Origin of the sequence: Streptomyces sp. NPDC000348, from assembly GCF_042898795.1 — a bacterium.
Lineage (GTDB): Bacteria > Actinomycetota > Actinomycetes > Streptomycetales > Streptomycetaceae > Streptomyces.
This window is the reverse complement of the sequence record NZ_JBIAZD010000001.1, coordinates 522218-542543: the sequence shown is the minus strand read 5'-3', so window position 1 is coordinate 542543 and position 20326 is coordinate 522218. Positions and strand designations below refer to the sequence as shown.

The following is a 20326-nucleotide window of genomic DNA, read 5'->3' as shown; positions in this document are numbered from 1 at the left end:
CCGCACCACCCGCACCCGCCCCGGAAAGGAAGTCCCGGCATGTCCACAGTGTTCCGCTCCAGTCGGGCCAGGGCCCAGCTGACGCTGAAGGAGCCCCCGGCCTCCGTCGGAGCGAAGCCGGGCGGGACGATCGCGCGGCTGGACCTCCAGTTCAACCCCAACACCCTGGAGCTGCAGAAGACCACCGAGTGGCGGCGCACCCCGTCCCGGATGGCGGGGCAGTCGGCGCTGCCCGAGTTCGTCGGCAGCGGCCCGCGCACACTGAGCCTCGAGGTGTTCCTGGACGCCACCGCCAAGCACGACAACTCCGTGGAGCGGGCGGTGGAGAAGCTGATGAAGGGGTGCGTGCCGACCCCGGCGAGCATCGGCCGCAAGAAGCCGGCCAGTCCGTGGGTGCGGTTCGAGTGGGGCACCGCGCGCACGACCTCGTTCGACGGGGTGCTCTCCAGCCTGTCGGTGTCGTACACGCTGTTCGACGTGGACGGGAAGCCGCTGCGGGCCACCTGCCGGCTGTCGATCGAGGAGGCGAGCGTCGACCCGGCGGGCCAGAACCCGACCTCCGGCGCCCGCACCGCCCGCAGCACGCACACCGTCGTGGCGGGCGACAGCCTGGCCCTGCTGGCCTGGCGGGAGTACGGCGACGCGACGGCCTGGCGGGTCATCGCGGAGGCGAACGGGATCGACGATCCGATGGCCCTGGTGCCCGGCACCGAACTGGTGGTGCCGGGGCTGCGGGACGCGGACGGTGAGGAGGAGCGGTGAGCACTGCCGTGGAACGGGGCGGCCGGTCCTTCGCGGCGGACCCGATCGTGGAGACGCCCGGCGAACTCCCGCAGATCTGGGCCGCCCAGCTGGTGAGCTGTGTGGTGGACGAGAACGTGGGCCTGCCGGACGCGGCGGTGCTCACCTTCCGCGACCCCGACCACGAGTTCCTCCAGAAGACCGGCATCACCATCGGCACCCCGCTGAAGGTGTCGGTGGAGACGGTGTCCGGGCAGGCGCGCGAGCGGCTGTTCAGCGGCGAGGTGACGGCCCTGGAGCTGGACCGGGACCGCACAGGATCGTTCACGGTGGTGCGCGCCTACTCCAAGGCGCACCGCCTCCAGCGCGGCCGGAAGGTGGTGGCGTACCGGAACATGACGGCGGCGGCCATCGTCCGCAAGGTGGCCGCCGGGGCGGGCCTGGCCTGCGGCACCGTGGAGGCCGCGCCGGTCACCTACCGGCAGCTGTCGCAGGCGAACGTGTCCGACTGGGACTTCCTGCAGTTCCTGGCCGCCGAGAGCGGCGCGCAGGTGCGCGTCGACGACAAGGGCCTGCTCCAGTTCACCAAGCCGGAGAAGGCGTCCGGCGCGCCCTCGCCGTCCACGTCGGCCACCCGGAACCCGATGGTGCTGGAGTACGGGCGGAACCTGCTGGCGCTGCGGGCCTCCCTGTCGGCCGCGGACGGGGCGCAGCAGGTGGAGGTGCGCGGCTGGGATGTCACCACGAAGCGGCCGCTGGTGGCCGCCCGGCCCTCGGTGGACAGCGACGTGGTGGTGCCGGGACTGAGCCCGGCGTTCGCCGCCCGGTTCGGCAGGGCGAAGCTGACGGTCACCGACACCCCGTACCGCACCCAGGCCGAGACGAAGGCGGTCGCGGACGCGGTGGCGGACCAGGTGAGCGCGGGGTTCGGCGAGCTGGAGGTGCTGGCCGAGGGCAACCCGAAACTGCGGGCGGGCAAGCCCGTGGCGCTCGGTAACGTGGGCCAGGCCTTCTCCGGCAAGTACACGGCGACGGCGGTGCAGCACGTCCTCGAACCGCACGGCGGATACCGTACGACGGTGTGGGTGAGCGCCAGCCCGGACCGTTCCCTGACCGGCCTGGTCACCGGCGCCAACGCGCCCTCCCGCGGCCCGCGCATCCCCGGTCTGGCGATCGGCGTGGTGACCGACGTGCGCGAGCCCGGCGGCGTTGAGAACGGCGCCGTGAAGCTCACGTTCCCCTGGCTGGACGACACGTACGTCACCGACTGGGTGCGCACCGTGCAGTGGGGCGGCAAGGGCGGCGGGGGAGTGGTGAGCCCCGAGGTCAACGACGAGGTCCTGGTCGGCTTCGAGCAGGGCCTGCTGGACAGCCCGTACGTCATCGGAGGGCTCTACAACGGGGTGGACAAGCCCTCGCCGCACGACGTGCCGCTGGTCGACGGGACCACCGGGAAGGTCAACCGCCGTTCCTTCGTGTCGCGTTCGGGGCACCGGGTGGAACTGCTGGACGCGCGGGCGCCCGGCCGCTCGGGGGTGCGGCTGATGACCGCCGACGAGCACATGGAGGTGTTCCTCGACGACCGCCGGGACCGGATCGAGCTGACGGTGTACTCCGGCAAGGGCGGGGCCCGGCAGCCCCTCAGCTCCGTCGTGCTCGACAAGAAGGGCATCACCCTGGACGCGGGCCGGGGGGACGTGAGCGTGTCCGGCCGCAACGTGGACATCCAGGGCCGGGTCGACGTGAAGGTCGGCGGCCGCAACGTGAACGTCACCGGAAGCTCGGGCGTCACCGTCGACGGCGGTCTGCTCGGCGTCCTCAAGGCCAAGCTCATCCGGATCAACTGACCCCGTCCGCCGTCGTTTTCCGACACCCTCCGAGGAGAGCCGCATGCCAGCCGCAGCCCGTACCGGTGACCCCACCAGACACGGCGGCCGGATCACCACCCCGCCGCCCGCCGCCGCGCAGGCGGTGGCGACCGTCCTGATCGGCGGCCGCCCCGCCGCCGTCGTGGGCAGCCTGCACGTCTGTGTGCTCCCTCCGCACGCGGCCCTGGGACCGGCCAACGTGATCATGCCCGACCCGGCCGGGCTCACCTCGGGCCAGGTCCTCATCGGCGGGCTGCCGGCCGCGCGGGCGGGCGACCGGACGACGTGCGGCGCGACGGTCCTGCCCGGCGCCGTGAACGTCGTGATCGGCGGTGGGGTGTGAGCGAACGGTTCATCGGCCGCGGCTGGGGGTTCCCGCTGCGGGTCGGGCCCACCGGCGGGATCGCCCTGGTCGAACGGGAACGGGAGGTCGAGGAGGCGATCCGGCTGGTGCTCGGCACCGCGCCCGGCGAGCGCCCCATGCGCCCGGAGTTCGGCTGCGGCATCCACGACTACGTCTTCGCCCCCGGCGACGGCGCCACCGCCGGACGCGTCGCGCAGCAGGTGCGCGAGGCCCTGGAGCGGTGGGAGCCGCGGATCGCGGTGGACGACGTGGTGGTCGCCTTCGACGCGGTCGAGGACGGCACCCTCTACATCGACGTGCGCTACACCCTGCGATCCACCAACGACCGGCGCAACCTGGTCTTTCCCTTCTACACGATCCCCTCCGAGGAGGGGGCCGAGGAAGCGGGCGCGGACTGATGGCCCTGCCCTCCCCGAACCTGGACGACCGGCGGTTCCAGCAACTCGTCGACGAGGCCAAGCGGTACGTGCGGCAGCGCGCCCCGGAGTGGACCGACCACAACGTCTCCGACCCGGGCGTCACCCTGATCGAGACGTTCGCCTACCTCGTGGACCAGCTGCTGTACCGGCTGAACCGGGTCCCGGACAAGAACTACACCGCGTTCCTGGACCTGCTGGGCATCGGTCTGTTCCCGCCGACCGCGGCCGGCGCCGACGTCGACTTCTGGCTCTCGGCGCCGCAGCCCGACACGGTCGCGCTGCCCCCGGGCACCGAGGTGACCACCGCGCGCGGCGAGTCCGACGAACCCGTGGTCTTCACCACCACCGACGAACTGCGCATCCTGCCCAGCGAGTTGACCCGCCTGGTCACCGCGCCGAGGACGGGCGAGCAGAGCGACCGGACCGGCATGCTCGCCGACGGCCTCGACATCCCCTGCTTCCAGACGAGGCCCGAGCCCGGCGACGCGCTGCTGTTCGGCCTGCCGACGGCGGTGCCGCGCTGCATCGTCGCGGTGCGCCTGGACAGCCGCGTCGAGGGCATCGGCGTGGACCCGCGCCAGCCCCCGCTGGTGTGGGAGGCCTGGGACGGCGGCGGCTGGCGGCCGTGCGAGACCGGCGACGACACCACCGGCGGCCTCAACCGGCCCGGCGAGGTCATCGTGTACGTACCGGCCGGGCACACGGCGTCGGTGATCGGCGGCACCCGGGCCGGCTGGCTGCGCTGCCGGGTCACCGAGGCGGAACCGGGCCAGCCGTTCTACTCGGAGTCCCCGACGGTGCGCGAGGCGGCGGTGTTCACCGTCGGCGGCACCATGTCCGTCGAGCACGCCGAGACCGTGACCGACGTGCCGCTCGGCACCTCGGAGGGGGTCGCCGGACAGACCTTCCGGCTCGGCCGCCCGCCGGTCCTCCTGGACGCCGGGCCGCCCGTGGTGGAGGTGTCCTCCGACGAGGGGTGGCGGCGCTGGGAGGTGGTGGAGCACTTCGGCCGCTCCGGACCCGCCGACCGGCACGTCCGGGTGGACGCCACCACCGGCGAGTTCCTCTTCCCCCCGGCGCTGCGCGAACCCGACGGCACGCTGCGGCAGTGCGGCGCGGTGCCGCCCAAGGGCGCGCGGATCCGGGTGGCCCGCTACCGCACCGGCGGCGGCCCCGCGGGCAACGTGGCCCGCGGCGCGATCTCCGTGCTGCTCAGCTCCGTGCCGTACATCGCCCGGGTCGTCAACCGGGAGGCGGCGCGCGGCGGGGTGGCCGGGGAGACCGTCGAGAACGCCAGGCGGCGCGCGCCGGAGGCGCTGCGCATGCAGGACCGCGCGGTGACCGCCGAGGACTACGAGATCATCAGCCGCCGGGCCGCGCCCTCGGTGCGCCGGGTGCGCTGCCTGCCGGCCGCGGACGCGCCGGGCGCGGTACGGGTCCTGGTGGTGCCGGACGCGGTGGCCGACGAGGGCGACGACCGGCTGCGCTTCGAGCAGCTGATCCCCTCCGACCAGGTGCTCGCGGCGATCACCGCGAGCCTCGACGAACGGCGGCTGATCGGCACCCGGCTCGTGGTGGAGCCGCCGGTCTACCAGGGCGTCACCGTGGTGGCCCGGCTCTCGGCGGCCCCCGGCGACACCGACCGGGTCCGCGGTGCCGCGCTCGACGCGCTCTTCGCCCACCTCAACCCGCTCGTCGGCGGCCCGGACGGCACCGGCTGGCCCTTCGGGCGGCCCGTCCAGTACGGCGAGATCTTCGGCGTCCTGCAACGCGCCACCGGCAACGCCCTGGTCGAGGAGATCCGGCTGTTCCCCGCCGACCCCGTCACCGGCCGCCGCGGCGCCCCCACGGACCGCATCGACCTGTCCGCGGGCGCACTGGTCTTCTCGTACCAGCACCAGGTGGTCGTGACGGCGGTCGGGGCGGAGGGCCGGGGATGAGCCGTGCCGCGATACCCGGTCTGCCGAGCAGGTACCCGATCGGCGGGCAACTGCCCGCGCTGTACGCCGACGACGACTTCGCGCAGCGGTTCACCGCCGGGCTCGACACCGTCCTCGCCCCGGTGTTCTCGACCCTCGACAACCTGCCCGCCTATCTCGACCCCCGGGTCACGCCGGTCGACTTCCTGGTCTGGCTGGCGTCCTGGGTGGGGGCCGTGGACGACCCGCAGTGGCCGGTGGAACTGCGCCGCGAGGCCGTCGTCCGCGCGGTGGAGCTGCACCGGTGGCGCGGCACCCGGCGCGGGCTGGTCGAGGCCCTGCGGCTCGCGCTCGGCGTGCACGCCGACGTGACCGGCGACGGCGGTGCGGTGTGGTCGGGCACCGCGGCCTCCGCCCTGCCGCCGGAGCCGTCCGCCGAGGTGCTGGTCCGGGTCCGGCCGGCCGGCGGGACACCGGTGGACGTGGACAGGGTCCACGAGATCGTCCGGGCCATGTGCCCGGTGCACACGGCGTTCCGGGTGGAGGTCCTGTCCGGTCCGCCCGCCGAGGAAGGGAGCTGACGCATGCGTGCATGTCCCGCGTGCGGGGCGGCCAACGACCCCGCGGACGACTTCTGCGGCAACTGCGGCGCGTACCTGGGCTGGTCGGACACACCGCCCGCGACGAGCCGCGCCGCCACACCGGCGACTCCGGCGGTCACGGAGCCGGCGGACCCTCCGGCGGACCCGGGGCCCCCGGCCGTTCCCGGGCGGCCGGCCGCTCCGGCGGGTCCGGGCCGGCCGGCCGCTCGGCCGACCGCCGCGGAGCCCGGGGCGGACCCGGTCCCCGACGGCCTCCCCGCGGCCGTCCCGGAGCTTCCCGCGCCCCCGGCCGTCCCGGAGGTCACCCCGCCGGAGGTGTCCGAGGCAGTCCTCCCGGAGGACGGGCCCCTGTCGGCCGCGCGTGCCCTCGGAGCGTCGCTGCGTTCCCGGCTCACGGGCCGTGGGCCCGACGGGGCGGGCGTCCCGGACATCCCGGCCGCGCCCGCGGACCTCCTGGCCGCAGCCGTCCCGGAGACCCCGGCCGCGGATGCCGCGGGCTCCCGCGCCGGCGCCGACGACGGGCCGGACGCCGACGACGGGCCCGGTATCGACGACGGGCCGGACGCCGGCGACGGGCCAGGCACCGGTCAAGGGACCCGCACCCCCGAGGGTCACGGAACCGCCCCCGCCCAGCGGGCGACCCCGAGCCCTCCGCCCCCCTCCGCCCCCGGCGCTCCCCGCGCCGGCTCCCCGGCCCCCGCTCCCGCCGAGTCCCCGACCGCCCCCACCGCCTCACCGCCCCCGGCAGCCCCCCGGCCCCCTGCCGCCTCACCGCCCCCGACCGCCCCCCGGTCTCCCGCCGCCCCACCCTCCCCGACCGCCCCCCGCCTCCCGGCCGCGTCACCCCCCGCCTCCGACCCCGACCCCGACCCCGTGCGCCCCGTCCTCCCGGCGAAGCCGGTGGCCCCCCGCCCCGTCGTGCGTCCCGCGGCGGTGGAGGACGACGGGGCGGGGCGGCCGTGTCCCGCCTGCGGTACGCCCAACCGGCCCGAACGCCGGTTCTGCCGGCGCTGCGCGGCCGAGCTGAGGCCCGCCGAGAAGCCCGCCCCGCTGCCGTGGTGGCGGACGGTGTGGCCGTTCCGGCGCCGGACGCGGGCCGGCTCGGGCTCGGTGTTCCGGTTCTTCGTGATCCTGGCCGTGGTGCTGGCGCTGTGCGCGGCCGGTTTCCTGCTGCTGCCCGCCGGACGGGCCCTGATCGAGGACACCCGGGACAAACTGGGCAAGGCCACGCCCGTGACCCCGGCGGGCGTCGAGGCGAGCGGCGCGGTGCCCGGACACCCGGCCACGGACACCACGGACGGGCTGAACAACCACTACTGGGGCGCGCCCGGACCGGGCGCCTCGGTGACCTACACCTTCCGCAAGCCGTTCCGCCTGGTCGACCTGATCATCACCAACGGGGCGTCCGCGTCCCCCGAGGAGTACGCCCGCCAGGCGCGCGCGCTCCAGGTGGACCTGGAGGTGACGGCGGAGGACGGCACGAAACACGACAAGGAGATCACCCTCAGCGACAAGCCGGGCCCGCAGACGATCCCCACCGGCGTCAGCGACGCGAAGACGGTGCGCCTGGTGCTGCGTTCACCCGCCGGCCTGACCCCGGGGCGTCATCTGGCCCTGGCGGAGGTGGAGTTCTTCCAGCGGAGCTGACGACGCGCCGCCCCGGGCCCGCCCCACGCGCCTTCGGGGCCGGGCCCCTCCTCGGCGGAGGGGGAGACGCCAGGGCAACGGCCGGGGCCGCCACCCCCCACAGGAGAGGCCCCGGCCGTCGCGCGTCACGGGCCGCGCGGCGACCCGTACTTCCTACAGCGCCATGAGTGCGTTTTCTGTCACACCCACCTGTGTCACGGGTTAGTTGCATCTTGGACGGACATGGACGGGGAGGGGATTCAGGCCGTAACGTGCCTTTCGCGCCAGGCCGTGGCGGACACATGACCATGAACCACCCGCGGTCCCGAGGCCGCAACCACTGATCGAGCAACCACGACGGCGAGAACCCGGTCCGCGAGAGCGGCGCCGGTCGAGGCGCAGAAGGGCGCGCGCGGGTGCTGGGGGACGACGCGGAGCTGACCACCGCGGTGCGCGCGGCACAGGACGGGGACGAGACCGCTTTCCGGACTGTGTACCGCGCCGTGCACCCGCGGCTGCTGGGGTACGTACGGACACTGGTCGGCGAGCCCGACGCCGAGGACGTGACGTCCGAGGCGTGGCTGCAGATAGCCCGTGACCTGGAGCGGTTCACCGGTGACGCGGACCGGTTCCGCGGCTGGGCCGCCCGTATCGCCCGCAACCGCGCGCTGGACCACATACGCATGCGCGGGCGCCGCCCCGCGATCGGCGGCGACGAGACCGAGCTGACCGGGCGGGCCGCCGAGTCCGACACCGCCGGTGAGGCCATCGAGGCGCTGGCCACCGACGGCGCGTTCTCCCTCATATCCCGGCTGCCCCAGGACCAGGCCGAGGCCGTCGTCCTGCGCGTGGTCGTGGGCCTCGACGCCAAGTCCGCCGCCGAGACGCTGGGCAAACGACCGGGTGCCGTACGGACGGCCGCGCACCGGGGTCTGAGACGCCTGGCCGAACTGATCGGCGGCGATCCGGAAGCCCAACCGGAATCCGCCGGGGTGCTCGACGCCCTCCCTCCCCAGAGAGAACCACGCCGTCGTACGGTGACGTCCGCGAGTGTCACGCAGATGCGAACGCGGACGCAGAAGGACATGTGATGGCCGACGAGCAGCACAGGTGGCTGGACCGCGGGACCGCGGAGCGCTTACTGAGCGGAGAGTCCCCGGAAACCACCGATCCCGCCGCCCGTGACCAGGCCCGACGGCTCGCCGCGACCCTGCGCGCGCTCTCCGCGCCACCCCCTCCGGACGGCGCGGAACTCCCCGGTGAGGCGGCCGCCCTGGCCGCCTTCCGTACGGCGCGCGAGGAACGGGAGGGGGCGGGCGAAACGGCCCGCGGTGCGGACCACCCGGCCGGAACCCGGCCCTCCGACATCGGGCCGATTCATATCGGCGCCCCGCGCGGTGATCGTTCCGGAACCGCGGACGGACCCCGGCGGAGACGGTTCCCGCACCTCGGGCTGGCCGCCGCGATGGTCGCCGGCATGGTCGGGGGCGCCGCGGTCCTGGCCGGAACCGGGATCCTGTCCGCACCGTCCGACGGCTCCCGGTCCGACCCGGCGGCCTCCGTCACGGCCACCGGCACGCACCCCGAACGCCCGCTGGTGTCACCTCCGCCGAAGGGCGGCGCACCGGGCGGAGCCACGCCCGGGGGCCGGCACCCCGAGGGCGCCGCCGGCACGGCCGAGGACGGCGTGGGCGCCGCCGGGGACGCCGACGGGTCCCGTGCACCGGGGGAGCCCGGCGCGGAGACCGGTGACGGCGCGGCCCGTTCCGGGCACGACGGGAAGCGGATCGCCGCGGCCTGCCGCGCGTGGCGCGACGGCGAGGCGCTGAACGGCGAGCGCGAGCGCCTCCTCGAGGACGCGGCGGGCGGCTCCTCGCGCGTCGGCCCGTACTGCGAGGACGTGCTGTCCACACCGGACGCACCCGGTGCATCCGATGAGTCCGGTACATCCGGTGCGTCCGGCGCCGGTGAGGGAGCCCCCGGCGGCAACGGCAACGGGAAGGCCGACGGCCGGAGCGAGGGGCAGGGCCAGGGCCAAGGTCAGGGCCGGGGCAACGGCGGCAGCAGTGCCGAGAAGGGCACCAGCGGCACCAGCGGCACCAGCGGCAACAAGGGCGAGGGCGGCAAGAAGAACCCATGACACCGCTCTGACCTGCCCTTTTGTTGACCGCTGAAATTTCCTCTGAAATTTCCTCCCGGCAGGTGTGACACTTTCGGCCCTCGTGGCGCAGTAATGAGTGAGCCGACTGGTCATCGGCTGCCGCACGGAGCCGGGGTTCCCCCCGTACCCACGGCTCGTGCATTCGGCGCGGGCGGGACACGTTCCCCCGGTCCCGCCCGCGCCCCGTCTCACCAGTGCACGACCACCTTGTCGCCGCTGCGCACCTGCCCGTACAGCAGGGCGACGGCCTCCTCGTCCCGTACGTTGACGCAGCCGTGCGAGGCGCCGGCGTACCCCCGCGCGGCGAAGTCGGCCGAGAAGTGCACGGCCTGGCCGCCGCTGAAGAACATGGCGTACGGCATGGGCGAGTCGTAGAGCGTGGACACGTGGTGCCGGGACTTCCAGTAGACGTGGAAGACGCCCTCCCGGGTCGGCGTGTACTCGGAACCGAAGCGCACCGGCATCGTCGACACCGTCCGCCCGTCGACCATCCAGCGCAGGGTGCGGCTCGACTTGCTGATGCACAGCACGCGGCCGGTAAGGCAGCGCGGGTCGGGCGCGTCGGCCGGCTGGCCGCCCATCAGATACAGCTCCCACCTGCCCGGTTCGCGCGTCATGCCGAGCAGCCGCTGCCAGGTGACGGAGTCGGTCACCCCGGTCCTCGGCAGTCCGCGCCTGCCCTGGAAGCCCCGGACCGCCTTCACCGTCAGGTCGTCGTACGTCCCCGTGGGCCCGTGGAAGATCCAGGCGACCTGCCGCAGCCGGGCCTGGAGCTCGCGCACGTCGCGCCCGGAGTCACCGGGGGACCACAGCACGCGCGGTGCCGGGGCGCCGGGACGGGGGGAGGACTTCCCGCCCCCGGCCGGAGCCCGCGACGCCGGCGGCGGCGCGGCGGGCGTCCGGCCCGGCACCTCGACGCGCACCGGCGGCCGGCGCTCCCCGTCCGTCCCGGCGGGCTGCACCGTGCAGCCGGCCGCGCACCCCGCGAGGGCGGCCAGCGCCGTGAGACCCGCGATCCCTTTCCTCCCCATGCCCCCTCCTCCGCACACCGGCCGCCCGGCCGTCACCTGAGTTGTTCCCCGGACGTGACCGCCGGCGAACAACGGGGCATGGTGGTGAGTGACCGGAAGACGACCGCCGGGGTGGTGCTGTGAGCGGGGTCCCACCCAGGCTGTGAGGAAGGTCCCAGCGTGCGCCCCTCCACCGGACCGCGCGCACACCGCTACAGTCCGTCGAAGGGTCGTCCTGTACTGACGGGTAACCGAGGGGTGCGGGGCGGGCGAGTCGAGCAACGCCGCTCAGCGGGAGGCATCACACCATGGCGCGCGAGTCGGGCAGTGCCCGGTCCACCGAGAGCGGACTGCCCATCGAACCGGTCTACGGGCCACAGGCCCTCCAGGGCTGGGACCCGGCCGGGAAGCTGGGCGAGCCGGGGGCGTATCCCTTCACCCGGGGCGTGTACCCGACGATGTACACCGGCCGGCCCTGGACGATGCGCCAGTACGCCGGTTTCGGCACGGCGACGGAGTCCAACGCCCGCTACCAGCAGCTGATCGCCAACGGCACGATGGGCCTGTCGGTCGCCTTCGACCTGCCCACCCAGATGGGCCACGACTCCGACGCCCCGATCGCGCACGGCGAGGTCGGCAAGGTGGGCGTCGCCATCGACTCGATCGACGACATGCGGGTGCTGTTCGGCGGCATCCCGCTGGACAAGGTCTCCACGTCGATGACGATCAACGCCCCCGCCGCCCTGCTGCTCCTGCTCTACCAACTGGTCGCCGAGGAGCAGGGCGTCCCGGCGGACAGGCTCACCGGCACGATCCAGAACGACGTGCTGAAGGAGTACATCGCGCGGGGCACGTACATCTTCCCGCCCAAGCCCTCGCTGCGGCTGATCGCCGACATCTTCAAGTACTGCAGGGCCGAGATCCCGAAGTGGAACACGATCTCGATCTCCGGCTACCACATGGCCGAGGCGGGCGCCTCGCCCGCGCAGGAGATCGCGTTCACCCTCGCCGACGGCATCGAGTACGTCCGCACGGCGGTCGCGGCCGGCATGGACGTCGACGACTTCGCCCCGCGCCTGTCCTTCTTCTTCGTGGCCCGCACCACGATCCTGGAGGAGGTCGCCAAGTTCCGCGCGGCCCGCAGGATCTGGGCCCGGGTGATGAAGGAGGAGTTCGGCGCGAAGAACCCCAAGTCGCTGATGCTGCGCTTCCACACGCAGACGGCCGGGGTGCAGCTGACGGCCCAGCAGCCCGAGGTGAACCTGGTCCGCGTCGCCGTCCAGGGCCTCGCGGCGGTGCTCGGCGGCACCCAGTCGCTGCACACCAACTCCTTCGACGAGGCGATCGCCCTCCCGACCGACAAGAGCGCGCGGCTCGCCCTGCGCACCCAGCAGGTCCTCGCCTACGAGACGGACGTGACGGCGACGGTCGACCCGTTCGCCGGCTCCTACGTCATCGAGAGGATGACCGACGACGTCGAGGCGGCGGCGCTGGAGCTGATGCGCAAGGTCGAGGACCTCGGCGGCGCGGTCAACGCCATCGAGCACGGCTTCCAGAAGAACGAGATCGAGCGCAGCGCCTACCGCATCGCCCAGGAGACCGACTCCGGCGAGCGCGTCGTGGTCGGCGTCAACCGCTTCCAGCTCGACGAGGAGGAGCCCTACGAGCCGCTCCGCGTCGACCCGGCCATCGAGGCCCAGCAGGCCGAACGCCTGGCGAAGCTCCGCGCGGAGCGCGACCGGCGGGCGGTCGACTCGGCCCTGGCCGCCATGAAGAAGGCGGCGGAGGGCGAGGACAACGTCCTCTACCCGATGAAGGACGCCCTGCGCGCCCGCGCGACGGTCGGCGAGGTGTGCAACGCGCTGCGCGAGGTGTGGGGGACCTACGTGCCGAGCGACGCGTTCTGAACGCCTTCCGGACACGGTGAGCGCCCGGGCCGGCACCCCGCATCGGTGGGTGCCGGCCCACGTCACCCGCCGCTTCCCCGGGGCCGGGCGAAACCCCGTGGACGGAGCGTCGTACATCCATGCGACACTCCCCCCATGTTCGGCGTCACTGACCTCCCCACCTACCTCGCGGGCCTGATCCTCATCGTCCTGCTGCCCGGCCCCAACTCCCTCTACGTCCTCTCCGTCGCCGCCCGTCGCGGTGTGCGGGCCGGGTACACGGCCGCCGCCGGGGTGTGGTGCGGGGACACCGTGCTGATGACGCTCTCGGCCGCCGGGGTCGCCTCGCTGCTCCAGGCCAACGCCGTGCTGTTCGGGATCGTGAAGTACGCGGGCGCCGGATATCTGACCTGGCTGGCCGTCGGGATGCTGCGGGCCGCGTGGGGGATGTGGCGGACGCGGCGGGACGAGGACGTGACCGAGGTCCCCGCCGCTGCCACGCCCGGTGAGCGTCCGTTCCGCCGGGCCCTGGTCGTCAGTCTCCTCAACCCCAAGGCGATCCTGTTCTTCATCGCCTTCTTCGTGCAGTTCGTCGACCCGGCCTACGCCTACCCGGCGCTCTCCTTCGTCGTCCTCGGTGCCTTCGCCCAGATCGCCAGCGTGCTCTACCTCAGCGCGCTGATCTTCGGCGGCACCCGGCTCGCCGCGGCCTTCCGCCGCCGCCGTCGCCTGTCGGCGGGGGCGACCTCGGCGGCCGGCGCCCTGTTCCTCGGCTTCGCCGCGAAGCTGTCGCTGGCGAGCGCGTAGGGCTCAGCGCCCGCCGAACCGGGCCAGGTACTCCGGGAGCCCGGCCGCCGTGTCCCCGGCCCAGCCCACGTAACCGTCCGGCCGGACGAGGAACAGCCCCGCCCCGTACGTCCCGTGCGCCGGTCCGCGCACCACCCGTACGGCGTCACCCGGGGCCGGGACGTCGTCCGTGCCCAGCGCCAGCAGGGTCCAGTGCGGACCCCGGAACGCGTCGAAGAGGCGTACGCCGCTCACCGTGGCGTCCGGGGCCCGGTCGCCCGCGCGCACCGGACCCGGCGCCGTCCGCGTCTCCGCGGTGAGCGTCGAACCGGGGTAGCCGAGCCCCAGTTGCCGGGTGGCCCCGCCCCGCCGGGTCTCGCCCCGGTGGACGCTGGTGGACAGGCTCAGCATCCGCTCGGCGACCGGGCGCCGCTCCTCCTCGTACGTGTCCAGCAGCGACGCGTCCGCCCCGTCGCCCAGCACCGCGCCCAGCTTCCAGCCCAGGTTGTAGGCGTCCTGGACGCTGGTGTTGAGGCCCTGGCCGCCGGCCGGGGAGTGCACGTGCGCCGCGTCGCCGGCGAGGAGGACCCGGCCCGCGCGGAACCGGTCGGCGAGCGCGGTCCGCGGGCGGAAGTCCGAGGCCCAGCGGACCTCCGTGACGTCCTCGGCGGCGAGGTGCGAGCGGGCGGCGACGACCCGCCGTACGCCCTCCGGGGAGAGGTCCACCTCCGTGCCCTCCGCGAACCGGGCCATCAGCTGGAAGTCCTCCGTCCCGGCCAGCGGGCAGATCGCCAGCAGGTCCTCGGCCCCCTCGCCCTGCGGGAAGAAGTGCCAGTTGTCCCGGTCCAGGCCGCTGATCCGCACGTCCGCCACCAGCGTGGGGAACGGGTCCACCGCCTCCCCGGTCATGCCGACGCCGACCGCCCGGCGCACCACGGAGCGGCCGCCGTCCGCCGCGACGAGGTACCGGGCGCGCACCGCCCCGCCGGAGGCGAGGTGCGCGGTCACCCCGTCCCCGTCCTGGGCCACGCCGCTGACCTCGCGGCCGAAGGCGACCTTGCCGCCGAGCTCCTCCAGCCGCTCCAGCAGGATCCGCTGGGTGCGCCACTGCGGGACCATCCAGGGCTCGTCGTACGGCGAGCCCTCGCTCGGCTCGGCCGGGTCGGACAGGTGGTGCTCGCCGAGCCGCTCGCCGTTCCGCCAGATCATCCCGACCGGGTAGCCGCCGCCCGCCGCGCGGATCGCGTCCAGTACGCCCAGGTCGTCGAAGACCTCCATGGTGCGCGGCTGGATCCCCTTGCCGCGCGAGCCGGGGAACAGCTCGTCCGCCCGCTCCACCACCAGCGCGGGGATCCCGCGCCGGGCCAGGTCGATGCCGAGGGTGAGGCCGGTCGGTCCCGCGCCCACGACCAGTACGTCCACGTCACTCACGATCCCGTCTCCTTAACACTGTTAAGTGCCCTGCCTCCCGAGCGTGTCCCTAACGGTGTTAAGTTGTCAAGCGTGAGTTCGGAACGACGCGCCCCCCTGGACCGCCGACGGGTCGCCGACACGGCGCTGGAACTGCTGAACGAGGTCGGCCTGGACGGCCTGACGCTGCGCGCGATCGCCAGGGAACTGGACGTCAAGGCGCCCGCCCTCTACTGGCACTTCAAGGACAAGCAGGCGCTGCTCGACGAGATGGCGACGGAGATGTACCGCCGGATGGTCGCCCACAACCCGCTCGACCCGGACGACACCTGGCAGGAGCGGCTGCGCAAGGCCAACCGGGGCCTGCGCACGGCCCTGCTCGCCTACCGCGACGGCGCGAAGGTGTTCAGCGGCTCACGCTTCACCGGCATCGAGCACGCCGGGCAGATGGAGGACATGCTGCGGTTGCTCACCTCCGCCGGTTTCCCCCTCGCCCGGGCCGCCCGCGCGCTCAACACGACGTACCTCTACACCCTCGGGTTCGTCACCGAGGAGCAGGGTGTCCAGCCGCTGCCCGGCGAGCGCCGGGAGGGCTTCGACGTGGCGGAACGCGCCCGGGCCATGGCCGAGTACCCCCTCGCGGCCCAGGCGGGCAGGGAGATCTTCGAGAACTACGACCGGCACTTCGAAGAGGGCCTCGACCTGCTGATCGCGGGGATCGAGGCCCGGTACGGGACGCGCTGAGGTCAGGAGGCGCGCAGGAACGCCGACAGCGACGCCTTGCCGAGGTAGGTGAAGCGGGTGGTGCCCGTGAGGTGCTTGTCCAGCGCCTCCTCGATGCCGGGCCACTTGGGGTCGCCGAAGTCGTCCAGGACGACGATCGCGCCCGGGGCGGCGATCTCCTCCGCCCATGCGAGGTCCTTCGCGACGCCCTCGGCCGAGTGGTCGCCGTCGACGACGATCACGCCGTAGGACCGGTCCGAGACGGCCGCGCGGGTGTCGGGGTCCTCGGAGAAGCCCTTCCGGATCCGGGCGGCCGCGCCCGCCGGACCGGCCAGGGCGAGATTGGTGCGCACGGCCTGCTCGTCGACCGGGGTGCCGGAGGGGTCGGAGCGCCGCGGGGTGCCGGGCTGGAGCTGCACACCGGCGAACGGGTCGACGATCGTCACGCTCGGGCTGCGGCCGTCGCGCTCCATCATCCGGATCAGCCCGGCGGAGAACATGCCGTAGAGGGTGCCGATCTCCAAGATCTCGTCGTTCGGCGGGTCGAGCAGCGGGATCGTGCCGAGCTTGCCGCAGATGTTCATGGTGCCGCCCGCGATCCGGCCGGCCCCGAGCGACTCCAGCGCGACCAGCAGCCGGTACGCGGCGGCGACGTTGCGGACGGCGGCGTCCCGGTCCCCGGCCAGCTCCGCCACCTCGGAGTGCAGCCGGTTCAGCGGGCCGGGGCTCACGATCCGCGACAGCCCGCGCCCGGACGGGCCGAGCAGCAGGTCGAGGGTGAGCTGCTGGCGCTTCACCGTCTCGGCCGTCTCACGGAGTTCTTCTCTGTCCGCCGCGCCGGCGGCGGCCGCGGCGCGCAGCCGCCGGTCGATGCGCTGGTCGATGAGCTCGGCGACCGGGCGCAGCAGACGGCGGGAAACGGAACTGGTGAGCAGGGCACGGCTGTTCATGAACCGGAGACCTCAATCCGTCGGGAGCAGGGCGAGAGTGGTGCGGTTCGTGGTGGGGAACAGGCTAGGCGCGGGGCCGCGGTGGGCAGGGGGTACGGAGTCGAGCGGCGCGCGAACAAGTGGCGAACTCCGTGTGGAGCCCGGGCGACGCGTGCGCCGGCCGGGTCAGCCGAGCAGTCGCCGCAGGTTCAGCTTCCCCCACAGCAGGCTGGTGACGAACGACAGCGCCATGACCGCGGCGACCAGGCCGACCAGCAGCAGCCCCGCCACCGGTCCGCTCAGGTCCGGCGACACCAGCGGGGTGACGATCTCCTCGACGAACAGCACATGCACCATGTACGCGCCGAGCGCGGCATCGGCCAGCTTCTTCAGCAGCGGCTGCCGCTTCTCCGGCACCCGGATCCTGCTGATCAGCAGCAGGACGCAGACGCTCATGGCGGCGACGAAGAGATGCGCGTTGGGCATCACGTAGTGGATCTGGGTGTTGTACCAGAGGGCGCCCGCCATGGTGAGCGGCAGCACCGCGTACAGCGGCCACCGCGTGCGGACGACCCCGGCGGGGAGGGCGAACAGCAGCGCGCCGCCGACCGCGTACACCAGCGAATAGGTGCCGAACCCCCAGGCCACCGGCGGCATCTCGCGGTCCGTGAGCTCGGCGATCGTGGTCAGCACGCTGGGCAGGACCGCCATGCCGAGCAGCGCCGCCCCCAGCCCGTAGGGCCGCTTCCCCGCCTTGATCAGCATCGCGAAGGCGAGCAGCATGATGATCGGGATGTAGGTGTACATGAACCACAGGTGGTACGCGGGCTGCACGGAGCCGAAGAGGGAGTACTCCGCCAGCTCGGCCATGGGACGGTCGTTGCGGTTCCGCAGCCATGCCCAGACCAGGTAGACCGCCGTCCAGGCGAAGAGCGGGACGGTGTTGCGGACGACGCGCTGCCACATGCGGGCGCTGTCGCGCGGCGGCGCGCCGACCAGTACGGCCCAGCCGGCTATGGCGAAGTACATCGGGACGGCGAAGGGATTGATCGCCTCGGCGATGTGACCCGCCCAGTACGAACCGGCCCCGTTCTCCGGGGCGTTGCCGGTGGAGCGGATGAACTGGGCGCCCACGTGGCCCAGCATGATGGTGGCGGAACAGATGAGCCGCATCAGGTCGATGTCGAAGCGGTGTTCGCGCGCGGGGGCGGCGGTCTGTTCCTGGGCGGGGCTGCCCTGTTGGTGCGGCAGGCGTACGGCGATGTCGTTCGGCACCGCGCAACTGTCGGCCGGTGTGGTGTACGGGAGTTGACGAGCGGGTGGCACCGTCGTGACCGGTGCGTCTCGGTTGGCCGTGCGGGACGGGTGGGGAAGGGTGGGAAGGGGTGCGGCGCGGCCCGGCGCCGTACGGGACGCCTCCCCCACTCGCGGCTCCGTTCGAGCGGGGGAGGCGTCCCCGTCCCCGGGGCCGCCTCCCGGGCCTTCGAGGCGCCGGGGGAGCCACGACCGCCCGCGGCGGGGGCGTCAGGGCTTCCGGGTGGCGCGGCGGATCTTCCTGCCGACCACGCGCTTGGCGCGGGCCGCCTGGATCCGTGCGCGGGTGCGGGGGGTACTGCCGGGCAGGCCCAGCTCGGCCAGGCGCAGTTCGGGGAAGTAGTAGCCCGGCGTGTCGGGCAGGTGGGCGCGCAGCCAGTCGGCCGCCGGCCCGCGCAGGGCCGGGTACGTCTTGGGCTGCATGCAGAAGCCGATCGCCCGCACCAGCGGCGACAACGTCTCCGGGGCCGCGCCGACGACCGCCGGGGCCTCCTCCCGCTCCAGGTCGGGCACCAGGTGGTCGACCACGGCCAGCGGGACGCGGTTGCTGTTCGGGTAGGGCTTCAGACGCCCCATCACCAGCGCGGTCCCGACCCGGGCGACGGGCACGTCGTAATAGGCGGAGGCGGTCACCATCGCCGTCGAGAAGCAGCCGACGACGAGTTCGGGACGGCAGTGGTGGTACAGGGTCTCGGCCAGCAGCGGGGCGTCCAGCACGGTGAGCCGTACCCCCGCGTCCGCCGCCGCCTTGCTCAGCGCCGCCGAGTAGCCGGCGGGGGCCGTCGGATGCGGCTTGAAGACGAGGGACCGGTGCCCGGCCCGCACGGCCCCGGTGAGCATGCGGACGTGCAGGTCCTCCTCCTCCCGGTCGCTCAGGATGTTGATCGCCGCCAGGTACTGGCCGAGCAGGACGGCCGTCGGCGCCTCATCGAGGACGGGCGCCAGCCTCGGGTCGTCCGCCGCCTCCACGGAGATCTCGTCGAGCACGCCCCGGAACGCCTCGTCCGGGACGATCTCGGGCTCCACGCCGTACTCGGACAGCAGCAGCGGCCTCAGACCGGGGATCAGGTCGAGGTGCAGCAGCCGCCGGATGCGGCGCGCGATCGTCAGCGGCAGCTTCTCCCGGGTCGGGCCGTAGCTCATCAGCCCGTCGGCGTACACGTCGACGGCGGCCTCGGAGAAGATCGCCGCCAGCGCGCGGGCCGGGTTGACCTGGATCGACTCGACGGCGAGCTCGACCGTGTCCCGCTCGTCGATGCCCCACTGCAGACGGAACGCCCGCTGCCACAGCACCGTGTCGTTGCCGCGCGGGCCCCAGGTGCTCGGGTGGTACGGGCTGATCGCCTCGTTCCAGCTGATCACCGAGTCGAACCGGCCGGCCAGCGGCCCGTAGCCGTGCATCTCGTCCAGACGCAGCGCCGTCTCGGGGACGGCGGCGTTGTTGGAGACCAGCAGGACGCGCCGGGCCCCGTCGCGCGGCCCGTACCGGCCGGCGTCCAGCGCCGCGGCGAGCGTGGCCGCCCCGTAGAGGGTCGAGACCTGGAATATCTGGGTCGTGTGGGACATGGGTCAGGCAGCCTTCCGCCCGTCACGCAGGCGGCCGAGCAACCTGCTCCGAGTGCTGTCGATGGTCTTGAGGGTCTCCTCCAGCGCCTGCTCCGGCATCCGCTGGAGCGCGGCCCGCGTCTCGCGCCGCAGTCGCTGGGCCGCCGCGGGCTCGTACTCGTTCACCTTGCCGATGTGGAACGCGATCATGGCGCAGTAGGTGCGTACGGCCTTCAGGAGGAACCGGTCGGCCTCCGGGTCCTGCTGCACGTCCCGCAGCAGCGCGTCGTAGGCGGGGATGAAGTCCAGCTGGCGGTCGTCCTTGATCTGGGTGAGCGAGGTCGCCACGCCCCGCCGGTAGAACACCCCGTGCAGCCCCAGGGACGCGTACGTCCGGGCCTTCAGGTGCAGCCGCCAGATCCACAACCGGTCCTCCGCCGTGCGGAGTTCCGTCGCGAAGCGCATGCCGCCGTCGGCGAAGAGGTGCCGGCGGTAGATCCCCGCCCAGACGAAGGGGTAGTCGACCATCGTCTCCGTGTCGGCGGGCGCGATCCCGTCGCGCGGGTCCATCACGGCGTTGCGCACGGCGGCCGGGGGCCGCCGGATCACCCGCTCGGTGCCGGTGGCCTGGACGTGATCGGTACGGGCGAAGTCGCAGCCCAGCTCCTCCATGGCCCGCACCATTCCGGCGAGGTGGCGCGGCCCGTACCAGTCGTCGCCGTCGAGGAACGTGATCAGCTCGCCGTCGGCCGCGTCGATACCGCTGTTGCGCGCCTGGGCGATGCCCAGGTTCGTCTCGTGCCGGATCACCCGGGCGCCCGGGAGCTTCTCCGCCCAGCGGTCGATCACCCAGGGCGTGGCGTCCGTGGAGCAGTCGTCGACGAGCAGGAACTCGAAGTCCGGGTGCGCGTTGGCGGCGAGGCTGCGCAGGGTGCTCTCGGCGAAGGCCTCCACATTGTGCATCGGGACGACGACGGACAGTTTCGGCACGTGGTTCTCTCTTTCGGGGCTCGAAGCGGCGGT

18 protein-coding genes are annotated in these 20326 nt (G+C 73.7%); 12 read left to right on the top strand and 6 right to left on the bottom strand.

All coding sequences use genetic code 11. The features are described 5' to 3' along the window. Positions 1–39 precede the first annotated feature (39 nt). The 9 genes from ACFY3N_RS02545 (at position 40) to ACFY3N_RS02505 (ending at position 9679) form a co-directional block, all read left to right on the top strand. Positions 40–762, top strand: coding sequence for a LysM peptidoglycan-binding domain-containing protein (locus ACFY3N_RS02545; RefSeq protein ID WP_390814804.1), 723 nt, complete (start codon positions 40–42; stop codon positions 760–762). Continuing rightward, positions 759–2588 carry a VgrG-related protein gene (locus ACFY3N_RS02540; RefSeq protein ID WP_390814803.1) on the top strand — a complete coding sequence of 610 codons (1830 nt, stop codon included), beginning with the start codon at positions 759–761 and terminating at the stop codon, positions 2586–2588. Before ACFY3N_RS02545 ends, ACFY3N_RS02540 begins: the two co-directional genes overlap by 4 nt. 43 nt (positions 2589–2631) lie before the next feature. Then, on the top strand, positions 2632–2952 hold the full coding sequence (locus ACFY3N_RS02535; protein WP_390814802.1) for a PAAR domain-containing protein: 321 nt from the start codon (positions 2632–2634) through the stop codon (positions 2950–2952). Further along, positions 2949–3371, top strand: a complete 423-nt coding sequence (locus tag ACFY3N_RS02530; protein ID WP_390814801.1) for a GPW/gp25 family protein — start codon at positions 2949–2951, stop codon at positions 3369–3371. Before ACFY3N_RS02535 ends, ACFY3N_RS02530 begins: the two co-directional genes overlap by 4 nt. Further along, complete coding sequence (locus ACFY3N_RS02525; protein WP_390814800.1) at positions 3371–5332, top strand: putative baseplate assembly protein; 1962 nt, start codon at positions 3371–3373, stop codon at positions 5330–5332. The genes ACFY3N_RS02530 and ACFY3N_RS02525 overlap by 1 nt, the downstream gene beginning before the upstream one ends. Then, a complete protein-coding gene (locus ACFY3N_RS02520; protein ID WP_390814799.1) occupies positions 5329–5892 on the top strand; it encodes a phage tail protein in 564 nt (187 codons plus the stop codon). Before ACFY3N_RS02525 ends, ACFY3N_RS02520 begins: the two co-directional genes overlap by 4 nt. Positions 5893–6786: 894 nt before the next feature. Next, entirely contained in the window at positions 6787–7560 is a 774-nt protein-coding gene (locus tag ACFY3N_RS02515; RefSeq protein WP_390814798.1) for an NADase-type glycan-binding domain-containing protein, read from the top strand. A gap of 395 nt (positions 7561–7955) precedes the next feature. Continuing rightward, entirely contained in the window at positions 7956–8630 is a 675-nt protein-coding gene (locus ACFY3N_RS02510) for an RNA polymerase sigma factor (protein WP_390814797.1), read from the top strand. Next, positions 8630–9679 carry a hypothetical protein gene (locus tag ACFY3N_RS02505; RefSeq protein ID WP_390814796.1) on the top strand — a complete coding sequence of 350 codons (1050 nt, stop codon included), beginning with the start codon at positions 8630–8632 and terminating at the stop codon, positions 9677–9679. The genes ACFY3N_RS02510 and ACFY3N_RS02505 overlap by 1 nt, the downstream gene beginning before the upstream one ends. Before the next feature lie 209 nt (positions 9680–9888). Here ACFY3N_RS02505 and ACFY3N_RS02500 read toward each other — a convergent pair whose 3' ends face one another. Then, positions 9889–10731 (bottom strand): L,D-transpeptidase family protein, encoded by an 843-nt coding sequence (locus tag ACFY3N_RS02500; RefSeq protein WP_390814795.1) that lies wholly within the window; start codon positions 10729–10731, stop codon positions 9889–9891. Between the two features lie 287 nt (positions 10732–11018). Between ACFY3N_RS02500 and ACFY3N_RS02495 the strand changes: the two genes are divergently transcribed. Continuing rightward, positions 11019–12617 (top strand): methylmalonyl-CoA mutase, encoded by a 1599-nt coding sequence (locus ACFY3N_RS02495; protein WP_390814794.1) that lies wholly within the window; start codon positions 11019–11021, stop codon positions 12615–12617. A gap of 135 nt (positions 12618–12752) precedes the next feature. Then, complete coding sequence (gene leuE, locus ACFY3N_RS02490) at positions 12753–13403, top strand: leucine efflux protein LeuE (protein WP_390814793.1); 651 nt, start codon at positions 12753–12755, stop codon at positions 13401–13403. 3 nt (positions 13404–13406) lie between these two features. On the opposite strand, the gene ACFY3N_RS02485 is transcribed toward leuE, so the two are convergent. Continuing rightward, complete coding sequence (locus ACFY3N_RS02485; protein ID WP_390814792.1) at positions 13407–14813, bottom strand: FAD-dependent oxidoreductase; 1407 nt, start codon at positions 14811–14813, stop codon at positions 13407–13409. A 72-nt stretch (positions 14814–14885) separates the two neighbouring features. Here ACFY3N_RS02485 and ACFY3N_RS02480 point away from each other — a divergent pair, with 72 nt between their 5' ends. Continuing rightward, on the top strand, positions 14886–15536 hold the full coding sequence (locus ACFY3N_RS02480; RefSeq protein ID WP_390814791.1) for a TetR/AcrR family transcriptional regulator C-terminal domain-containing protein: 651 nt from the start codon (positions 14886–14888) through the stop codon (positions 15534–15536). 2 nt (positions 15537–15538) lie between these two features. Here the strand turns inward: ACFY3N_RS02480 and ACFY3N_RS02475 are convergent, their stop codons facing one another. The 4 genes from ACFY3N_RS02475 to ACFY3N_RS02460 form a co-directional block, all read right to left on the bottom strand. After that, entirely contained in the window at positions 15539–16465 is a 927-nt protein-coding gene (locus tag ACFY3N_RS02475) for a class I SAM-dependent methyltransferase (RefSeq protein WP_390814790.1), read from the bottom strand. A gap of 165 nt (positions 16466–16630) precedes the next feature. Beyond that, positions 16631–17719, bottom strand: a complete 1089-nt coding sequence (locus tag ACFY3N_RS02470) for an acyltransferase (protein WP_390814789.1) — start codon at positions 17717–17719, stop codon at positions 16631–16633. A 249-nt stretch (positions 17720–17968) separates the two neighbouring features. Then, positions 17969–19324, bottom strand: coding sequence for a polysialyltransferase family glycosyltransferase (locus ACFY3N_RS02465; RefSeq protein WP_390814788.1), 1356 nt, complete (start codon positions 19322–19324; stop codon positions 17969–17971). 3 nt (positions 19325–19327) lie between these two features. Then, positions 19328–20293 (bottom strand): glycosyltransferase family 2 protein, encoded by a 966-nt coding sequence (locus ACFY3N_RS02460; protein WP_390814787.1) that lies wholly within the window; start codon positions 20291–20293, stop codon positions 19328–19330. Positions 20294–20326 lie beyond the last annotated feature (33 nt).

Coding starts and splice junctions, on each gene's coding strand:
- ACFY3N_RS02545 (WP_390814804.1), top strand. CDS start 40: ATGTCCACAGTGTTCCGCTCCAGTCGGGCCAGGGCCCAGCTGACGCTG.
- ACFY3N_RS02535 (WP_390814802.1), top strand. CDS start 2,632: ATGCCAGCCGCAGCCCGTACCGGTGACCCCACCAGACACGGCGGCCGG.
- ACFY3N_RS02525 (WP_390814800.1), top strand. CDS start 3,371: ATGGCCCTGCCCTCCCCGAACCTGGACGACCGGCGGTTCCAGCAACTC.
- ACFY3N_RS02520 (WP_390814799.1), top strand. CDS start 5,329: ATGAGCCGTGCCGCGATACCCGGTCTGCCGAGCAGGTACCCGATCGGC.
- ACFY3N_RS02505 (WP_390814796.1), top strand. CDS start 8,630: ATGGCCGACGAGCAGCACAGGTGGCTGGACCGCGGGACCGCGGAGCGC.
- ACFY3N_RS02500 (WP_390814795.1), bottom strand. CDS start 10,731: ATGGGGAGGAAAGGGATCGCGGGTCTCACGGCGCTGGCCGCCCTCGCG.
- ACFY3N_RS02495 (WP_390814794.1), top strand. CDS start 11,019: ATGGCGCGCGAGTCGGGCAGTGCCCGGTCCACCGAGAGCGGACTGCCC.
- leuE (WP_390814793.1), top strand. CDS start 12,753: ATGTTCGGCGTCACTGACCTCCCCACCTACCTCGCGGGCCTGATCCTC.
- ACFY3N_RS02475 (WP_390814790.1), bottom strand. CDS start 16,465: ATGAACAGCCGTGCCCTGCTCACCAGTTCCGTTTCCCGCCGTCTGCTG.
- ACFY3N_RS02465 (WP_390814788.1), bottom strand. CDS start 19,324: ATGTCCCACACGACCCAGATATTCCAGGTCTCGACCCTCTACGGGGCG.